The 18,044-nt window shown below is 68.9% G+C and carries 13 protein-coding genes; 7 read left to right on the forward strand and 6 right to left on the reverse strand.

Annotation, left to right across the window (positions count from 1 at the left end; all coding sequences use genetic code 11):
* Nucleotides 1–94: 94 nt before the first annotated feature.
* Genes KXC43_RS34770 through efeU form a run of 4 tightly spaced genes read right to left on the reverse strand, consistent with a single transcriptional unit; the run spans nucleotide 95 to nucleotide 3,820 of the window.
* Nucleotides 95–478: a BlaI/MecI/CopY family transcriptional regulator gene (locus KXC43_RS34770; protein WP_308129395.1), complete on the reverse strand. Its 384-nt coding sequence runs from the start codon at nucleotides 476–478 to the stop codon at nucleotides 95–97.
* 31 nt (nucleotides 479–509) lie between these two features.
* The gene (gene efeB, locus KXC43_RS34775; protein WP_221380465.1) at nucleotides 510–1,748 is read right to left on the reverse strand and encodes an iron uptake transporter deferrochelatase/peroxidase subunit; all 1,239 of its coding nucleotides are present in this window, start codon (nucleotides 1,746–1,748) and stop codon (nucleotides 510–512) included.
* Nucleotides 1,749–1,807: 59 nt separating this feature from the next.
* A complete protein-coding gene (efeO, locus tag KXC43_RS34780) occupies nucleotides 1,808–2,941 on the reverse strand; it encodes an iron uptake system protein EfeO (RefSeq protein WP_221380466.1) in 1,134 nt (377 codons plus the stop codon).
* Nucleotides 2,942–2,962: 21 nt separating this feature from the next.
* On the reverse strand, nucleotides 2,963–3,820 hold the full coding sequence (efeU, locus tag KXC43_RS34785) for an iron uptake transporter permease EfeU (RefSeq protein ID WP_221380467.1): 858 nt from the start codon (nucleotides 3,818–3,820) through the stop codon (nucleotides 2,963–2,965).
* 762 nt (nucleotides 3,821–4,582) lie between these two features.
* Between efeU and KXC43_RS34790 the strand changes: the two genes are divergently transcribed.
* From KXC43_RS34790 to KXC43_RS34800, 3 genes are read left to right on the forward strand one after another with little or no spacing between them, the layout of a single operon-like run.
* The gene (locus KXC43_RS34790) at nucleotides 4,583–6,445 is read left to right on the forward strand and encodes an SCO2524 family protein (protein ID WP_221380468.1); all 1,863 of its coding nucleotides are present in this window, start codon (nucleotides 4,583–4,585) and stop codon (nucleotides 6,443–6,445) included.
* The gene (locus KXC43_RS34795; RefSeq protein ID WP_221380469.1) at nucleotides 6,445–7,362 is read left to right on the forward strand and encodes an SCO2523 family variant P-loop protein; all 918 of its coding nucleotides are present in this window, start codon (nucleotides 6,445–6,447) and stop codon (nucleotides 7,360–7,362) included. The genes KXC43_RS34790 and KXC43_RS34795 overlap by 1 nt, the downstream gene beginning before the upstream one ends.
* Nucleotides 7,359–8,330, forward strand: coding sequence for an SCO2522 family protein (locus KXC43_RS34800; RefSeq protein WP_308129396.1), 972 nt, complete (start codon nucleotides 7,359–7,361; stop codon nucleotides 8,328–8,330). The genes KXC43_RS34795 and KXC43_RS34800 overlap by 4 nt, the downstream gene beginning before the upstream one ends.
* Nucleotides 8,331–8,332: 2 nt before the next feature.
* Here KXC43_RS34800 and KXC43_RS34805 read toward each other — a convergent pair whose 3' ends face one another.
* A complete protein-coding gene (locus tag KXC43_RS34805; protein ID WP_221380470.1) occupies nucleotides 8,333–9,394 on the reverse strand; it encodes an SCO2521 family protein in 1,062 nt (353 codons plus the stop codon).
* A gap of 151 nt (nucleotides 9,395–9,545) precedes the next feature.
* Here KXC43_RS34805 and KXC43_RS34810 point away from each other — a divergent pair, with 151 nt between their 5' ends.
* The 3 genes from KXC43_RS34810 (at nucleotide 9,546) to KXC43_RS34820 (ending at nucleotide 15,986) form a co-directional block, all read left to right on the forward strand.
* Entirely contained in the window at nucleotides 9,546–13,898 is a 4,353-nt protein-coding gene (locus tag KXC43_RS34810) for a HEAT repeat domain-containing protein (protein ID WP_221380471.1), read from the forward strand.
* A 222-nt stretch (nucleotides 13,899–14,120) separates the two neighbouring features.
* Nucleotides 14,121–14,939 (forward strand): SCO2525 family SAM-dependent methyltransferase, encoded by an 819-nt coding sequence (locus KXC43_RS34815; protein WP_221380472.1) that lies wholly within the window; start codon nucleotides 14,121–14,123, stop codon nucleotides 14,937–14,939.
* Between the two features lie 90 nt (nucleotides 14,940–15,029).
* Entirely contained in the window at nucleotides 15,030–15,986 is a 957-nt protein-coding gene (locus KXC43_RS34820) for an FAD-dependent oxidoreductase (protein WP_221380473.1), read from the forward strand.
* A gap of 49 nt (nucleotides 15,987–16,035) precedes the next feature.
* Here the strand turns inward: KXC43_RS34820 and KXC43_RS34825 are convergent, their stop codons facing one another.
* On the reverse strand, nucleotides 16,036–17,049 hold the full coding sequence (locus KXC43_RS34825) for an alcohol dehydrogenase catalytic domain-containing protein (RefSeq protein WP_221380474.1): 1,014 nt from the start codon (nucleotides 17,047–17,049) through the stop codon (nucleotides 16,036–16,038).
* A gap of 121 nt (nucleotides 17,050–17,170) precedes the next feature.
* Here KXC43_RS34825 and KXC43_RS34830 point away from each other — a divergent pair, with 121 nt between their 5' ends.
* Entirely contained in the window at nucleotides 17,171–18,037 is an 867-nt protein-coding gene (locus KXC43_RS34830; protein ID WP_221380475.1) for a helix-turn-helix transcriptional regulator, read from the forward strand.
* Nucleotides 18,038–18,044: the final 7 nt, after the last annotated feature.

Consider the following 18,044-nt stretch of genomic DNA (forward strand, 5'->3'; position numbering starts at 1 on the left):
CCCGCGCGCACAGAAGCGTCCATGCTGCCACTGCTTCGCTTCCAGCAGCATCCCGTTTTCAGCATGCCCTCAGGAAGCGAGTCACCCGCGCGTTTCAGCCTTCGGAGGGATCCTCATCCAGAAGTTCACGCAGCAGGCGCTCGTCATCGGCACTGAGATTGCTCACGAAACGGCGTAAAACCGTCGCCCTGTCGGGTTCAACCGCCATCAGACGGCTCATCCGGTCGGCAACGAGGCCCGCCGGGGCGCTCAGAGCGCCGTAACGGAAGGCCCTTCCGGCGCGATGCCGGGCCACCGCACCCTTCTCGAACAGGCGCGTGAGAGTCGTCACAACGGTGCTGTAGGAGAGCCCACCGCCGGAGTCGAGAGCATCACGGACCTCACCCGGGGTGAGCGGGCGCAACGCGGAGTCGAGCACCGTCATGATCTCGGTCTCGAGCTGCCCGGGCCTCCGCCGGCCACTCCCCGTGGGGGTCACCGCTCAACCCTATCGATGCTTCCTGTGAAGATCATGCGAACAGTGATCGGCCCCAGAAGTCGTCCGCCGCTCGCAGGCCGGGCGGGCAGGCGAAGATGCCGCTCGATACATGCCGGATGTATTCGTTCAGTTGATCCCGCCGGGCCAGGTTCATCTGCACCGGCACGAACTGACGGTGTGGATCCCGCTGGTACGAGATGAAGAACAGCCCGGCGTCGAGCCGGCCCAGACCGTCCGAGCCGTCGACGAAGTTGTAGCCGCGGCGCAGCATCCGGGCGCCGCCGTTCTGCGTCGGATGGGCCAGGCGAACGTGCGCCGTGGTGGCTATCACCGGCTCGTCGTCGTCACCCCGCGCCGCGAAATCGGGTTCGTCGAACTCGCCCTTGCCGGTCAGCGGTGCGCCCTCGCCCTTGTCCCGGCCGAAGATGGTCTCCTGCTCCAGCAGCGAGGTGCGGTCCCACGGCTCGATCAGCATCCGGATCTTGCGCGTGACCATGTAGGACCCTCCGGTCATCCAGTCGGGCCCGTCGCCGGCACGCACCCAGAGATGATCGTCGAGCAGCGCCGTCTCCTCCGCCTTGAGATTGGCCGTGCCGTCCTTGAATCCGAACAGGTTGCGTGGGGTCGCCTGCGAGGTGGAGGTCGACGACGTACGCCCGAAGCCGAGCTGCGACCAGCGGACGCTCACCACACCCATGCCGATGCGCGCGAGATTGCGGATGGCGTGCACCGCTACCTGCGGGTCGTTGGCGCAGGCCTGAACGCAGATGTCGCCGCCGGAAAGAGCCGGATCGAGGGTGTCGCCCGGGAACTTCGGCAGGTCGGCCAGCGCGGCGGGCTTCCTGGCCCGCAGCCCGAAACGGTTGTCGAACAGGCTGGGGCCGAAGCCGACGGTGAGGGTGAGATCGGCGGCGGGCAGCCCGAGCGCCTCGCCGGTGTCCTCGGGCGGCGCCTCGGGCAGGCCACCGACCGCGCCCAGTGCGCCCGCCTCTTTCCCCTGGGCCATGCGCGCCGCCGCGGCCGTCCACGACTGCAGCATGTCGATCAGCGCGGCCCGGTCCTTGGTGATGACGTCGAACGCGACGAAGTGCAGCCTGTCCTGGGCGGGGGTGACGATGCCCGCCTGCCGCTCGCCGTAGAACGAGATCCTGTCCGGCGCCGGCGCCGCGGGCTCGGCTTCTCCGCCGGTCGCCCGCCAAGCGACAGCACCGGCCGTCGCGGCGCCCACCACGCCGGCGCCGGCCAAACCGATCACCTTGCGCCGCTGCATTTTTCAACCCTTCCCGCGTACGGCGGAAGCCGGGCCCGATGCGGGCCCGGCATCCCGGATCACTTGCCGGCGACCAGCGCGGCGACCTTGCTGATCGGCTCGGACAGCGCGTTGATCTCGTCGCTCAGCGTCTTGAGATCGGCCTGGCTCAGCGTGTTGTGCAGCTTCCAGCCGTCCCCGTCGCGGTGCTTCTCGAGCGCTGCCTCGACCGCGGCGAACCGGTCGTCGAGCGTCTTGACCAGGGCGGCGTCCTTCTCCTCGAGGGCCGGGCGGAGCGCCGCGATCGCGGCCTGCGAGCCCTCGACGTTGGCCGCGAAGTCCCACAGGTCGGTGTGCGAGAAGGCGTCCTCCTCGCCGGTGATCTTGCCAGTGGCCACCTCGTCCAGCAGGCCCTTGGAGCCGTTCGCGAGCTGCACCGGGGAGAGCGTCACGGTGTTGGCCTTGTCGACGATCGTCCGGACGTCGACGAGCAGCTGGTCGGCGGCCGGGCCCGACTTGCTGACGTCCTTGGCGACCCACAGATCCTTCTCGATCTTGTGGAAACCGGTCCACTTCTCGCCCGGCGCCAGGTCGGCCTCACGCGCGTCGATCTTCGGGTCGAGGTCGCCGAAGCTCTCCGCCACCGGCTCGATGCGCTCCCAGTACGTGCGCGCGATCGGGAAGAGCGTCTTGGCCTTCTCGATGTCGCCGCCCTTGACCGCGTTCACGAAGGCGGTGGTCTGCTCGATCAGCGCGCCGGTCTGGCTCTTGACGTACCGCTGGTAGTCCTTGGTGGCCTGGGCCAGCTTCGCGTCCTCGGTCAGCGGGGCGGCCGAGCCGGAGACCTGGAACGCGTTCCGGATGCCCTTACCGATCATGCCGGGCTTGCAGGCCGTCTCGTAGGTGCCGGCGGCCAGCTCGACGATGAGCTCGCGGGACAGGCCGGGCGCGATGTTCTCGACCTCGCCCATCACCCGGTCGCCCGGGGCGTACACGTAGAACTCGGTGACCTTGTTGCCCTTGTTGGCGATGTCGAACGTGACGGTGCCGGCGTCCGACTGGGCCGAGGCGACCGTGCACTCGGTGTCGGAGGCGGCCACGGTGATCTTGCCGCTCGACGAAGCGTCGGACCCGGCGTCGTCGCCACCGCACGCGGCGAGCGGGACGGTCGCCGCGGTGGCCGCGAAGAGAGCGAGCAGGCGGGTGGTGCGCAAGGGGTTCTCCTATGTGGTCGTTCAGGAAGCGGCGGGAGCCGGGGCCGGCTCCGCGGAGTGGCTGGACGGTTCCGGCCGTTGGGGCCGGCTCGGCCAGAGGAAGATCACGAGGACGGGGATGCCGTAGGCGAGCCACGCGACGGTCTCCAGGACGGTGGGCGCCGGCGTGAAATTGACCATCCCGCGGAGCAGCTCGGCGTACCACGCCCCCGGGGTCCAGGAACCGCTGATGTCGAACGCCGTGTTGTTGAGCCCGGGCAGGATGCCGGCCTCCTGCAGGTCGTGGACGCCGTACTTGAGAATCCCGGCCGCCACCAGCACCAGCAGCGCACCGGTCCAGGTGAAGAAGCGGGTGAGGTTGATCCGCAGAGCGCTGAGATAGAGCAGCCAGCCCAGGACCACCGCGGTCAGCAGGCCGAGCGAGACGCCGACGAGCGGACGCACACTGTCGGTGGACTCCTGCGCGGCGGCGTAGAAGAGGATCGAGGTCTCCAGCCCCTCCCGGATCACCGCCAGGAACGCGACGCCGACGATGGCCCACCGGCCCACGCCGATCGCTTCCTCCAGCCGCCCCCGTAGCTCGCGGCCCATGTGCCGGGCCATCCGCCGCATCCAGAAGATCATCCAGGTCACGAAGGTGACGGCCACGAACGACGCGATGGCCTCGAACAGCTCCTGATGGGTGAACGACAGCCGGGCGACCCCGAACTGGAGCAGCGCCGCGAAGCCGATCGACAGCACAGCGGCGGCCGCGACACCGGCCCACACCCACTTCAGGAGCGGCCTGCGATCCGACTTCACCAGGAACGCCACCAGGATGGAGACCACCAGCGTGATCTCCAGCCCCTCGCGAAGCCCGATCAGGTAGATGGCGGTCATCGGACTCCTCAGGTAAGCCAACCCTAAATAGCTGAGGCTTACCTTCTTTTATTCGGCTGTAGAAGTCAACTCGACCTCGGTGACCGCTGCGGCGGCCCGGGGGCAAGGCGACGGTCGAGCTGCCAGCCCCACCCGACATGGATCCGATCGAGCGGCCTCGCTGGAACTTTCGGGGCGCTTCCAGCAGAGGTCAATTCCGGCTGGCCGATACCGGGTCGCCGAAACTTCCGGTATCTATTGACTTATTTCGATGGCCGATCGGACACTCGGCCCGGGGATGCCCGGCCTTCGTCGAACGCTGCTTACCTAGTGAAAGCAATCAACGACCACCCCAGTGATGTCCAGCTGGAGTCGCGAGAGGCGCAGCGGGCCGACACGCAGAGCAGGTCACCTCATCGGACGATTCGCACCTTGATGCGCACTGCAGTGAACCCGGACCATCCCGGCATTTGCGCTCGGCTGGTCGCGCTCCGGCCGCCACCTGGTTCCGGTCCGCGCCGCTGGAAATATCCCGTTCGAATCTTCATTTGCGCTGCTGTTGCCGCCCGGGAGTGACCGGCGGCCGCTCACCCGAGGGTCCGTCGAGATCGGCCGCTCAAGGTCACCGAATGGGGGACGCCCGGCGCACTACGGGAACGCCGGAAGCTTGCGCTATGGGGCGGTCGGGCGACTGTCCACTACGCTACGCTCAATGGCCTCCAACGGGCCGTTTGCCGGGTTCACCCGGCTGCGGCAGCCAAGTCGTGGACGGGGTTCAAGGCTATGAGGGTGCAGCCGCGGCAACAGTTGTTGGACATCTGGGAGGCTGCCGCACGGGCTTCCTGGAAAGACGGTAAGTGGATCGCCGGCGGGCAGTTCGGCGGAAACTCCATCAGCGACGCCGAGCAGTTGCTCTGCCTGTTGCTTCCCGCCACCCAGGTCGAGGCGTTCAATCTGGACCGGCCCGATCAGACGGCCGAGCGAATGGTCCACGCGCTGCGCCGGATGGGCACCGCCACCGACATCCCCCGCATCGTCACCCGGATCCTGAACGACTATTTCGACCGGTACACCGAGAACGACACGCCGGTCTTCTCCGGCGGTGGCTACTACGAGCTCCACGAGAGCGAAGAGTTCGACAAGACCGCGCCGCCGGAGCTGCAGACGCTCCCGATCGTCGACTCGTACGCCCTCTCGATCACGCTTTCCCTGGCCACCCTCGGTTTCGTCCGGGTCTACCGGCGATCGGTGAACCGGGAGGACGTGCGATCGGCGATCGGCGAGCTCGAGGCGGCGGCCAGCCGGCGGCTCAGCGCGGCCATGGTCGGCCTGTTGCGGAGCTTCTCGGTCAACGTCTTCGCGGTCGACTCGCCGGAGGGCGACCGGCTCTGCACCACCGTCAATCAGAACGCCATGCCGCGACGCGCCGTGGTCCACCAGCTGCATCTGCGGCTCCGCCAGACCATCGCCAGTTTCCGCGAGGTCCTGATCGGATCCGGCCAGACCAACGACCTGGAGTTGCCGGACCGTCTCTTCGAATGTGGCTGGTCGTGGACCGTGGTCCGGGGCGCACCGAAGATCGACACCGTGGAGAAGATCGGCGAGCAGGCGCCCGGCGTCGGCCAGGACAAGCCCTATCTCTACTTCACCGTCATCGCGCTCAACGCGGTCGAGAACCTGTTCTCCGAACGTACTCGCATCCTGGGCCTGCTCAACGAGGAGCAGCAGCGCCTGGCTCGTGCTCTGCAACTGCGGTCCGACCTGACCCGCACCTACTGGGCGACGGTGGCCACCTTCGGCGAGAGCGGGAAGTGGCCGCTCGAGAACATCCCCTGGCGGACGACCGACGGCGAGCAGTCCGACTACTTCACCCTCCAGGTGACCGCTCTCGCGGTGAAGGGCCTCGAACAGGTCCGCAGCAGCGACACCGAACTTGCCCGGGTCGGCCGCGTGCTGGCCACGCTGGCCGAACGCGCCCGGATCACGAGCCGCGCGGTCGAGAACGACCCCAATCTGGTCATGCATTACCCGGGCGTGCGGCTGGCCCTCGGTGGCAGTGACGAACCGGCCGACACCGACGAGAAGTTGCCCCTGCTGGCCTGGTCGGTGCCGGAGTTCGCGGCGCTCCTCCTGTTGCGCGCGGCCAACGTCGCCGCGCTGATCGGCGACCCCGAGGAACGCTCACGCCTGCTCGACCTGGGCGACCAGGTCTGGGACCACCTGGCTCGGCGCCGGCTGCAGTCGGGCGAGGGCGCCGGGCTCTGGGACGACGCGTCCCGGGTCTTCCCCGATCTGGCCCGGCCCGGCCAGAAAGCCTCCTGGTACTACACCGAGCGTGTGGTCGAGGCGCTGGTCACCGTGGCCAAGGTGCTCGACCAGCCGCCGAGCCGCAACGAAGACCTGGCGAACTACGCGGACGACCTGCTGCGCGAGGCCGAGCAGATCTACGACCGCGAGCTGCTCAACGGCAGCGCCGAGGGTGGTCCCGGGTTGCGCAACACCCTGCAACGGGTCGACATCACGCTGCGCCGGGCCCGCGAGATCCGCACCGAACGGCCCGGCACCTCGGCCGCATTGGCGCTCGACATCCTGCGGGAGCTCGACCGCCTCGACGCGGCCCGCGGCGACTCCTCGTCGGAGGCCTGATGCTGATCTTCGCAGCCTCCGACAAGGGCGGCACCGGCCGCTCGGTAACCAGCAGCAATGTCATATACCGCAGTGCTCTGCAGGGTAACGACGTCTGCTACCTCGACTTCGACTTCGGTTCGCCGACGTCGGGCGCCATCTTCGATCTCGGCTCGGTCGAGCGCGGCACGAAGGTCGGCGGCCTGCACGCCTATCTGCGGGGCATCACGGGTGCGCCGCAGCGGGTCGACATCTGGGAGGAGTCCGACCGCCGCGAGCTGCGCGGCCGGCCGGCCGGCGCGGGCCGCATGGTGCTCATGCCGGGCGACATCGCCAGCGGCGAGTTCAGCCACACCGCCGAGACGGTCGAACGCTGCTGCAACCTCTTCCTGCGGCTCGACGAAGAGTTCGATCTGTGCCTGGTCGACCTGAGCGCGGGCCGGTCGCACGCGCTGGAACTGGTCCTCGCCGCCACGGCCCATCCGTCGATGGAGGCGGTGCGGAGCCGCTGGCTGATCTATCACCGTTGGACCAGGCAGCACGTGATCGCGGCCTCCGGCCTCGTGTACGGCGAGCGCGGCATCCTCACCACCGGCGAAGAGCTCGGTCACAGCGCGCGGGAGCTGAAGAACGCTCTTCGCTTCGTCCACACCGCCGTCGTGAACCCCGACTCGGTCGAGTTGGCCGGTCTCCAGCCGGAACAGGTGGCCTGGCTGCGCATCTGCGACGCCTATCTGAAAGACCTGGCCGGTCAGCTGCGGGTCGGGCGATCCCTGCTGCTCGGCAGCATCCCCCTCGACCCCGTGCTGCAATGGCGCGAGCAGCTCATCTCGGACAGCGACGTCCTCATGCGAGGCATCGCGAACGAGTCGACCAGAGCGGCCTTCGAAACCTTGGCCAAGAGGATCGTGGACGACTCAGCCTGGGAGCCGCAGTGAGTTACCCCTGGTCGGTGGACGTCAAGGAGGCGGTGGCGGAGCGGCGCGCGGTGGCGACCCCGCTCTCCCACCTCTCGATCGAGCTCGGCCATCTCTATCTCAAGGAGTTCCAGGAGGGGCCGGAAGGGCTCGAGCGCTATTTCGAACGGATCAGCCCGTGGGTCCAGGCGGCCACGAACATCCTGCGCCGGCGGACGCCGAAGGGCCGGCCCCGGATCAGCACCTGTTTCCTGGTGGACGACTACTTCACCCGGTTCAGCTCGCCCGCCGAGGTGTTGCCTCAGCTCGTCAAGGCGGCCGACGCCCAGGGCCTGACCATCGACTACATCGCCCGCGAATCGGGCTGCGCCGTCGCCGACGGGGTGCCGCTGGCCGACCTCGTGCTCGACCGGATCGTGCCCGATCCGGCTCCGGGCAGCACCGGGGTCCGGCCTCCGGTCACGGTGACCGGCTGGCTGTCGAACGGCCAGCGCAGCCCCGACACGTCCAGTGGCCAGGCCATGTCGGCGACCACCCGGCAGTGGGATCCGCCGACCGAGAACGGCGCGATGAACAGCCACTCGATCTTCGTTGACGTCCAGCTCTGGGACGTCCGTGAGGGCAAGCGCAAGTGGTCCTGCCCCTACCTCGCTGCCGTGTGGCAACTCCTGCGCCTCGGATTGATCAGATACGACGGGGCTGCCGTCGCGGCGCCGGTCCTGGCCGACCAGTTGCCCGACGACTGGGATCTCCTCCCGGCCGTCGTCCAGGTCAACGCCGACGCCGACGCCTTCAGCGCCTACTCGACGTTCTCGGTGCTGGGCAACCGTTTCCTGCCCGTCGAGCAGGCCGTGCGGACGATCCTGCAGCAGGTGAACGTCGAACAGATCGTCACCGACCAGGTGAAGGCCCGCGGCGCCCGGGAAGGCCTGACACTCCCCGACGAGCTGTGGCAGCGCATCGAGTATCTGTTCGTGGCCGACCGGTAGCGTCAGGCGGCGGCCGGCGGCGAACCGGGCCGGATCCGCTCGAGCGCGGCCGTCGTCTCCGTGGCGACCACGACGGCTCGTTCGGCGGCCTCGACCGATGCTTCGAGCAGCGCCATCGTGCTCAGGTTGAGCTGGTCGCGGATGCGGTCGACCGAGGTGCGCCACTGCTTCGACAGGCTCGACCGGTGATCCACCGCCTCCCACAGCGGCAACAGGACAGGATCGACCCGCGCCTCGGGCATCCACAGGTGCATCAGGAACTCGACCGCCGGATGCAGCTTCGCGGCCAGCCGCGGCCGGTTGCCCGGCGTCTCGAGGCTCCGGTCGAGCAACGACAAAATCGTGGTCAGCAGCCAGTCGTGCAGCGCGAGTGTCTCGCAGAACGTCCGCACGGCATCGACCGGCAACGTCTCGGCCAACTCGGGGTCGAGCCGCAGCAGAAGGGTCCGCGCGGTGGGCGACTCGATGACGAACGAGGCGCTGTTCTCTGCGCCGGCTGCCGGAACCGCCGCCCAGCGCAGCATGGCGCGGCTGCTGAGGAAGGGCCGCTTGCGGTCCAGCAGCTTGGAGCTCTGGATTTGGTCGATCGCGCGGGCGCTGATCGCACCGACATCCAGGACGCCCGGCCCGGGCGATCCGGCCAGGAAGCGGTCCACGACGTCGGACAGGTTCACCTTGTTGATCGGCTCCAGCGTGCCGGGACGGGCCAGATAGTACGACCACGGCTGGCGCAGCCCGTCGCGCAGAACCGGGTCGATCGCCGTATGGGCCGAACCCTGGACGATGTGCCCGCCGGTGACCGAGAGATGGTGGACCACCGTACCGATCGCCTGGGTCTTGGTCGCCGAGGGCAGCCAGCAGTCCACACCGTCCAGCCGGTCGGGCGAGACGACGTGGGCGATGGGGCGCTCGAAGCGGCGTACCCGCTCGCCTACGACGAGGTCCAGGAGCGCGGAGACACGTGCGCTCGACAGGGGGGTCGAGTTCTGCAGGAGTCCGGTGTGGATCTCGCCGAAGGTCAGCACGCCGGCGCGTGCCGGTGCGGCGTTCGTAAGATCACCCATCCCCTCTCGGATCACCTGTTGTGCCGATTCCATCGCATCGCGCCGCCTTTCCACAACCATCCGCTCGGCCTGTCGTCCGTAGATCCCGATCAATAGCGCTCGGCTGGTACGTTGAGTCACCAAACAGCTTCGCTGGGCTTGGGGGCGGGTGATGACTCGGGCGTATCTGTCCTCTACCTACTCTGACCTGCGAGAATTCCGAATTGCAGCTCGCCGCGCGCTCGGGCGTCAGGTCGTTGACGTCCTCGCGATGGAGGACTACGTCGCCGACGATTCCCGGCCGCTCGAGAAGTGTCTGGCCGACGTCGCGAAATGTGACCTCTACATTGGCATTTTCGCGTGGCGGTACGGCCACGTTCCCGCCGACCACGATATGTCGATCACCGAAGCCGAATACCGCGAGGCTGTGCGGCTCAACATCCCCCGCCTCATCTTCCTACTCGCCGACGACGCACCCTGGAGCCGGACCCTGATGGACCTGGGTCCGGAGGCCGGCCGGATCGAGACTCTCCGGGCTGACCTGAAGGAGAACTGCACGGTCAGCTTCTTCACCAACCCCGTCGACCTGGAGAACGTGATCGCCCCCGCCATCGCGGTCTGGAGCCGCGAGCGGTCCGAGGCGCCGCCGGTGAGCCCGCTCAGCGACGCGCATCTGACGCTGTACTACGACCGCCTGGTACGGGAGTACGGCGGACTCGACCTCGACTCGTTGACGCCGCCCCGCACCGAGGAATATCTGGAGGTCAAGCTCACCTCGGTCTTCGTCGAGCCGCACGTGCGGGCCGACCCGCCGCCCGCCGAACTGCCCCGCGAGTGGCTCGAACGGCTGCACAACCGCGGCGAGCTCGACGTCGACGACGTGCCCGAACTCGTCGACGTGGCCGAACTGGACAGCCTGCGGCAGTCGTACCGGGCCAAGCCGCTCCAACGACTGTTCGAGGTGATCGCGTCCCCGACCCGGCGAGCGACCGTGGTGCTGGGCGACCCGGGGTCGGGCAAGTCCACGGTGGCCCGCTACCTCGCCCTCAGCCTGGCCGACGGCCGCGTGGGCCGGCTGCCGCCCGATCTCGCCAATCACGTGCCGATCCTCATCGAGCTGCGCGCCTACGCCACCCTGGTCGCCGAGGAAGAGTGCTCCGATTTCCTCGGCTACCTCGATCATCTGAGCCGGCACGAGGGCCTGGGCCTCGAACGCGGCGCTCTGGACAGCTATCTGAGCTCGGGCGGCCAGGCGCTGTTCATCTTCGACGGCCTCGACGAGGTCTTCGACCAGCGTGCCCGCATCGCGATCATCCGGCGGATCGTCGAGTTCCGCGCCCGGCACCCGGGGATCCGCGTGGTCGTGACCTCCCGCGTCGTCGGCTACTCGCGCCGGATCTTCACCGAGGCGAAGTTCGAGCATTACACCTTGCAGGATCTCGACCAGGGCCAGATCGACGAATTCCTCCGGCGGTGGTACCCGGGCAGCTCCGCCGACCGTCCCGAAACGGGCGACGTCCAGCGGGTCCGCAACCGCCTGGTCGAGGCGATGCGTCAGTCACCGGCGCTGCGCGAGCTGGCCGGCAACCCGCTGCTGCTGACCGTTCTGGTCATCATCGGGCGGCATCGGGCCCTGCCCCGCGACCGCCGGGCCCTCTACGACCACGCGACAACCGTGCTTGTCGAGAACTGGGACGTGCACCGGCAGCTGGGCCGGCCCGGGCAGACCGACTACATCGACCTCGAGGACAAGAAGGCCCTGCTCAGGCAGCTCGCCTTCCACATGCAGTCGTCGGGCCGGGCGCTGAGCGCCAACTACATCGAACAGGCCGACCTGCGGAAGGTCTTCGAGGACTACCTCCGATGGCGCCACCGCACGCCCGTTCGCGAGGCGCGGTCCCTGGCCGGCGCCATGATCAACCAGTTCCGGTCGCGCAACTTCATCCTGAGTCGCTACGGCAGCGACATCTATGGATTCGTGCACCGCACCTTCCTCGAATACTTCTGCGCCGAGGCCATCGTGGCCAAGTTCCAGCACGACCAGCAGTGGCGCATGGCGCAGATCCGCCGCCAGTACCGCGACCACTGGGCCGACCCGTCCTGGCGCGAGGTGCTGCGGCTGGTCGCAGGCTCGCTGCACGAACGGCACAACGCCGACGTGATCCGTCTGCTCGTCGACGAGGTCAACACCGACTGGCCACCCGGCGAGTTCGCCGTGCTGCCGTGGAACCTGGCCCTCGCCGTCCAATGCCTGGGCGAGGCCCGCACCCTGCACGAAGACCTCGCGGGACCGGCCGAGGCGGTGCTGAAGAAGCTCATCCTGCTGCTGGAACACAGCGTCGGCCGTCACGACCCCGATCTGGCGGCGCTGCTGACCGAGGAGATCCTGCCGGCGGCGCGGACCATCGGCCCCCGCTGGCCGGGCCGGCAGAGATATCTGAAGTGGTACCGGCGCCGGGGAGTCCACCTGGTCTGGAGCCCCACCATGAGCCTGGCCGCCCAGCTCGCGGCGATCCTGGCCACGCCGGCCGACCACCTCGAGGATCTGTTCGACGGTGAGCTCGCCCAGATCGGCGACAACCGGGCCGCCTACGCCGCGGTCGCCGGCCTGGCCGACCTGGCCGGTTCCCAGGCCGCTGATTCACCCGCCCGCGCCCTGCTCATCCGGCGGGTCTGCCAGGACGAGCACAATCTCGTACGCCTGGCCGCCGTTCAGTCCCTCGGCGAACGTTTCCGGGTCGACGCCGAGCTGGCCGCCGTCCTCATCGAACGCGCGACGGTCGACGGCTCGGCCAACGTGCGCCAGGCTGCCATGCGGGCGCTCGGCGAACGGCACGAACCCTCGCCGGACATGCGTGCCCTGCTGACCGATCGCCTCACCGCCGATCCGGCCGCCACCGTGCGCCGCGAGGCGGTGCGGCTCCTGGCCCGGAGCTTCCCGGCGGATCCGTCCGTACACCAGTTGGTGCACGGCGCGCTCGAGGACGACCGGGACGCCGATGTCATCGTGGCCGCCGCCAATGCCCTCGCCGACCAGTTCGACGCCCGTGACGAAGTGGGCCGTCCCCTCATGCGGCGGGCCGTCGAGGACGAGGAGGGCTCGGTCCGCCGGGCTGCCGTCCGGCTGCTCGGCGAGCGCTGGGCCGACGAGCCGGACGTCGTCCGCCTGCTGCTCGACCGTCTGACCGACGAGGAGGATGCCCCGGCGCTCCGTGAGGCGGCGCGCTGCTTCCTGGCCCGGGCGCTGGAACAGCACCGCAGCACGGCGCTGACGAGGCTGATCGCCCGCCTCGCCGACGATCCCAACGGAGACATCCGCCGGGTGGCCGTGCAGGCCCTGTGCGAGCAGTTCCAGGACGACGCCGAGACACGGGCGGCCGCCCTGCGGACGGTGACGTCGGACAGCGACGCGGACGTCCGCCTCGCGGCGGTCACCGCCCTGGTGCGCTGGGCCCCGCAGGACACCGCGATCCTCACGGCCCTGGAGAGCCGGGCCCTCGACGATCTCGACCGCACGGTCCGCAGCGCCGCCCTGAACGGTCTGGTCGCCGCGCGCTGGGACGGCGCCGGGGCGCGCGCCCTGCTGAGCCGCGTCGTCGTCGAAGACACCGATGCGTCCCTGCGCGAGCAGGCGGTCCGGGTGCTGGCCGAGCGGCACGGCGGTAACAGCGAGGCGCAGCGGCTCATCGCCGAGCGGTGCCGCAACGACCGCAACCGGGAGGTACGCCTGGCCGCCGTCCACGCTCTGGCGGAACTCGACGACGTGGTCGAGACCGTTCACGAGACCCTGATCGGACGGGTGCTCGACGAGAAGTCCGGCAGCGTCTTCGCCTGCGCGGCCGAGGCCGTCACCGACTGGCTGAGCAGCGACAGCGCCGGCCAGGCGGTCCTGATCCGCCGGGCCGGCCACGACAGCAACGCGCATGTGCGTTCGGCCGCGGCCCGGCTTCTCGGCGGGCTCTACCCCGACGACGCCGGAGTTCTCGAATTCCTGGTCGGTCTGGCCGGCTCCGACCTCGACGCGGCCGTCGTCGAGGCGGCCGCGACAGCGTTGGCCGACGCCTGCGCGGGCGACGAGAACGCGGCCGCCGATCACGTCGCGGTGCTGGTCGAGCGGGCCCAGGGCGACGACGCGAGCGTGCGGCGAGCCGCGATGTGGGTGTTGGGCGAGCGTTACGCGTTCATGCCCGGAACGTTCAGCACGCTGCTGCGAGCTGCTCGGCTGGATGACAACCAGCTCGTCCGCCGGGAGGTGCTGACCCTGCTGGTGCGCTACTTCACCCACCGCAAAGACGTACGCAAGACCCTGAACGAGAGCCTGGCCGATGCCGACTTCTCCGTTCGTGAGGCGGCCGTCCGGCTTCTCGCGGACTTCTTCGGCACCGAGCGAAGCACCTGGCTACAACTGGCCCGGTTGGCCGAGAACACCGCCGATCCCCAGCTCAGCCTCGTGGCGGGCCAGACTCTGAGCTGGCTGCCCCAGGCGGATCCCGACCGCATGCCCAGCCTGCGCCGTCCCGGCTGAACCTCTGACCGGTAAGTTCCGTACAAAGAGCCAGAACAACCTGTCCGATCGACTGACCTAGTCCCGCGATACCCTGCATGCCCTGTGGTCGTTATTACCTTCGTTTGCGCCTTCGGGCTAGCGGGCACAGCGTAAGATTGAGTAGCCAGATTATCGCACTGCGTAGCCGGATGACCGTCGAGGCCTTCCACCTTCAGCGTGCGCAGCACGAGGAGTTGCCCTGTGAATGCGGCCACGAAAGACGCCACGGCTCAGCCCACCGTGGCCTCAACCACGCCGCCGAACTGGGACACCTTCCAGCCTCATCCGTACTGGAAAGAAAATTACGCGTATCTGCGGGGCGACGATCGCCGCTTCCTCAACCTGATCCGCGACTTCTTCGGCGCCGAGGAACCAGCCACGGTCGACGGCGAGCGCCTCGGCATCGACGTCGGATCGGGCGCGAATCTCTACCCCGCCTTGGCGATGCTGCCGCTCTGCGACAAGGTCACGCTGTTCGAGTACGGCGCTGCGAACTGCGCCTGGCTCCGCCAGTCGGCGCGCAAGTATCAGACGCTCTGGGACCCGTACTGGCGGACGCTGCGCGTCCACCCCGCGTACGCGAAGATCGGCGCCAACGCCCGCAGCCGACTGGCCCGGGCCGCGCAGGTCGAACAGGGCAGCCTCTTCGACCTGCCGAAGCGGCGCTACCACGTCGGCACCATGTTCTTCGTGGCCGAGTCCATCACCAACGATCCCGACGAGTTCCACGAGGCGATCGACAAGTTCCTCGGCTGCCTGAAGCCCGGCGCGCCGTTCGCCGCCGCGTTCATGCGCAACTCCAACGGCTACAGCGTCGACGGCCAGGAGTTCCCCGCGCTGCAGATCGACGAGCACGACATCAAGCTCTACCTCGACAAGGTCGCCGCGGTGCAGACCATCGAGACGGTGAACGAACGTGGCCAGTTCATCCAGGGCGACAACGCACCCGACAAGGCGCCGACCTGGCAGCTGCGGCCAGGCTACGAGGGAATGATTTTAGCGCTGGGACACGCCATTTAGGACGTGAGCGCGCCTCATGCATTGATCATGGTGCACGCGTAACGGCTCCGGATATTCACGGATGCTGCAGTGTGCCGTTACGCTCAGCTGATGAATCGCCGCTCCTGGGACGCCATTGTCGTCGGTGGTGGCGTGTCCGGCCTGACCACGGCCGTGTGCCTGGCCGAGGCGGGCCACTCCGTACAGGTCTGGGCCGCGGGCCAGGAGGCCGACACGACCTCGTATGCCGCCGGCGCGATCTACTCGCCCTTTCTGCTGAAGGACGAGCGGGCTCCCATGTGGGCGACGCAGACGTTCGCCGTGCTGGAATCCCTGGCGGGCGACAAGGACACCGGCGTGACCATGGCATTCGGGCAGGAAGTGTGCCGCCAACCGGTTGATCCGCCCACTTGGGCGCGCGCGGTGCCCAGCTTTCGGCAATGCCACCCGGCTGAGTTACCAACCGGTTTCCACAGTGGGTGGAGCTACGAGGTCCCCCTGGTGGACATGCCTCTCTATTTGCGCTATCTGCAGAATCGGCTGAAGCGCAGCGGCGGTGACATCCTGCGACGCCACATCTCCACGTTGGACGAGCCTTCGGCGTACGCGTCCGTGGTGGTGAACTGCACCGGCATGGGCGCCCGCGACCTGGTGCACGACAACGATCTGTACCCCATCCGCGGCGAGCTGGTCGTGGTCCGGAATCCCGGCATCACCCGCTTCGTGGCCGAGCATTCCGACGCCGATCGCGACCTCACCTATCTGCTGCCTCATCGCGACGTCGTCGTGCTCGGCGGCACAGCCGACAAGCACCGCTGGGACCTCGTCCCCGACGAAGGGGTCAGGAAAGACATCATTGCCCGCTGCGCTGTGATCGAGCCGAAGCTTCTGGAGGCCGAGGTCGTCGACCACCGCGTCGGCATCCGCCCGTCGCGCGACAGGGTCCGCGCCGAACGCGAGAACCCCGACGGCCGCGGCACGGTGATCCTGCACAACTACGGCCACGGCGGCTCCGGCGTCAGCATCTCGTGGGGTTGCGCCCGCTACGTCCTGAGCCTGCTGGGCTGACGCTCAGCGATTCGGTCGTCCCTGTTCGCTGAGCGTCAGCCGGCCTCGATCAGCGAGGGGTCAGCACCATGCGGTACCGGGCCTCGCCGCTGAGCATGCGGTCGTAGGCGGCCTGCACCTCGTCCAGCGGCCGCGTCTCGGTCAGCGGTCGGATCCCCGTCAGCGCGGCGAAACGCAGCGTCTCCTCGACCTCGTGCGGGGTGCCCGAGGGGTGACCGTGAACGGTGCGGGACGTCGAGATGATCTGGAACGGGCTCACCTCGATCGGCGCGGGGTCGGCGCCGACGACGACCAGTTCGCCGGCCGGGGCCAGGCCATCGATGGTGGCGCTCATCGCGGCCGAGTCGCCGGCCGTCGCCAGCACGACCCGGGGACCGCCCAGAGCCTGCAGCTGCGCCGCCACGTCACCGTCCGCGCTGTCGATGTAGTGATGAGCGCCCAGCTCCGCCGCGACCTCGGCCCGGGCGGCTCCGCGCGCGACAGCCACGGTCTCGAAACCCATCCGGGCGGCGAACTGCACTGCCAGGTGGCCCAGACCACCCAAGCCCAGCACGGCGACCAGGTCACCGGCGCGGGCGGTGCTGCGGCGCAGGCCGTTGAATGTGGCAACGCCGGCGCATCCCATCGGGGCCGCCTCGACCGCGCTGATCGCGTTGGGAATGCGGGCCAGGGCGGTCACCGGCACGACGACGGTCTCGGCATAGCCGCCCGGATAGGCCCAGCCGGGAACTTCCAGCCGTACGCAATGAATGAAGTCACCGGCCCGGCAGGGCGCACAGACGCCGCAGTGGCCGCCGAACCAGCCGACCGCGACCCGGTCACCGGGCGCCCACTCGGCGACGTCGTCGCCCACGGCATCCACCCGGCCGGCGATCTCGTGACCGGCGACCAGCGGGAACGACACGGGGAAAGCGGCGTTGACGAACGCGGCGTCGGTGCGGCAGACGCCACAGGCCTCGACGGTGACACGCACCTGGCCGCGACCCGGGGTCGGCAGCTCGGTCTCGACGATGCGGAACGGGGCGCCCGGCGCGGTGACCTGAGCGGAACGAAATGTGGTCATGCCGCAATACCACCCGACCGGAACCCCAGCCGGGCCGTCCAAACAGGCAAGGCCTTCCCTAGGAACGCCGGTACCAGGTTCGGGGTACGACAGCCGCCCGGCCACGCCGATACTGGATCGTATGGCTCACAACGCTGACCTCAAGGAGTTCCTGCGGTCCCGGCGGGCACGCCTGCAGCCCGAGGGCGGGACGGTCGGCATCCGTCGCGTGCCCGGGCTGCGGCGTGAGGAGCTGGCCGCGGTGGCCGGGGTGAGCGTCGACTATTACGTACGCCTCGAGCAGGGCCGCAACCTCAATCCGTCCGAGGCGGTGCTCGACGCGATCGCCCGCGCGCTGCGCCTCGACGACACCGAGCGGGCGCACTTCTTCGAGCTCGCCCGGCCCCGCGAGACCCGGCGACGGCCGCCGCGCCGCCCGCAGCGGGTCGCCCCCGCGACGTACCAGTTGCTGGAAACGCTCGACGAGGCCGCCGCGCCCGCCTTCATCATCGGACGCCGGATGGACGTGCTCGCCATCAATCACACCGCCCGTGCCCTGATCTGCGACTTCAACGCGTTGCCGGCCCGCGAGCGCAACTACGCGCGGTTCATCTTCCTCGACGAGAACGCGCGCGACCTGCACCCGGACTGGGCCGTCATCGCGTCCGAGACCGTGGCCACGCTGCGGGTCGACGCCGGCCGCCACCCCGACGACCCCGACCTGTCGGCCCTGGTCGGCGAGCTGTCGGTCAAGAGCGAGGAATTCCGCCACTGGTGGGCCGACCACCAGGTGCTGGCCCGCACCAGCGGCAGCAAGCGGTTCTGCCATCCGATCGTCGGCGACCTCACCATCAGCTACCAGGCCCTGACCATGCCCGGTGACGCCGAGCAGACAATGTTCGTCTACACCACGCCTGCGGGCAGCGCCGACCAGCACGCACTGCGACTGCTACGGCTGAGTCAGGGCGAGGAAGCTCACTCACTGGAAAACCAGGAGGCGGGTATCTGATCGTCAG

Origin of the sequence: Paractinoplanes polyasparticus (genome assembly GCF_019710575.1) — a bacterium.
Taxonomy (GTDB): domain Bacteria; phylum Actinomycetota; class Actinomycetes; order Mycobacteriales; family Micromonosporaceae; genus Actinoplanes; species Actinoplanes polyasparticus.

Bases quoted from the DNA above. Each gene is read 5' to 3' on its own strand.
- efeB (WP_221380465.1), bottom strand. From the start codon at position 1,748: ATGCAGCGGCGCAAGGTGATCGGTTTGGCCGGCGCCGGCGTGGTGGGC.
- efeU (WP_221380467.1), bottom strand. From the start codon at position 3,820: ATGACCGCCATCTACCTGATCGGGCTTCGCGAGGGGCTGGAGATCACG.
- KXC43_RS34790 (WP_221380468.1), top strand. From the start codon at position 4,583: ATGAGGGTGCAGCCGCGGCAACAGTTGTTGGACATCTGGGAGGCTGCC.
- KXC43_RS34795 (WP_221380469.1), top strand. From the start codon at position 6,445: ATGCTGATCTTCGCAGCCTCCGACAAGGGCGGCACCGGCCGCTCGGTA.
- KXC43_RS34805 (WP_221380470.1), bottom strand. From the start codon at position 9,394: ATGGGTGATCTTACGAACGCCGCACCGGCACGCGCCGGCGTGCTGACC.
- KXC43_RS34810 (WP_221380471.1), top strand. From the start codon at position 9,546: ATGACTCGGGCGTATCTGTCCTCTACCTACTCTGACCTGCGAGAATTC.
- KXC43_RS34820 (WP_221380473.1), top strand. From the start codon at position 15,030: ATGAATCGCCGCTCCTGGGACGCCATTGTCGTCGGTGGTGGCGTGTCC.
- KXC43_RS34825 (WP_221380474.1), bottom strand. From the start codon at position 17,049: ATGACCACATTTCGTTCCGCTCAGGTCACCGCGCCGGGCGCCCCGTTC.
- KXC43_RS34830 (WP_221380475.1), top strand. From the start codon at position 17,171: ATGGCTCACAACGCTGACCTCAAGGAGTTCCTGCGGTCCCGGCGGGCA.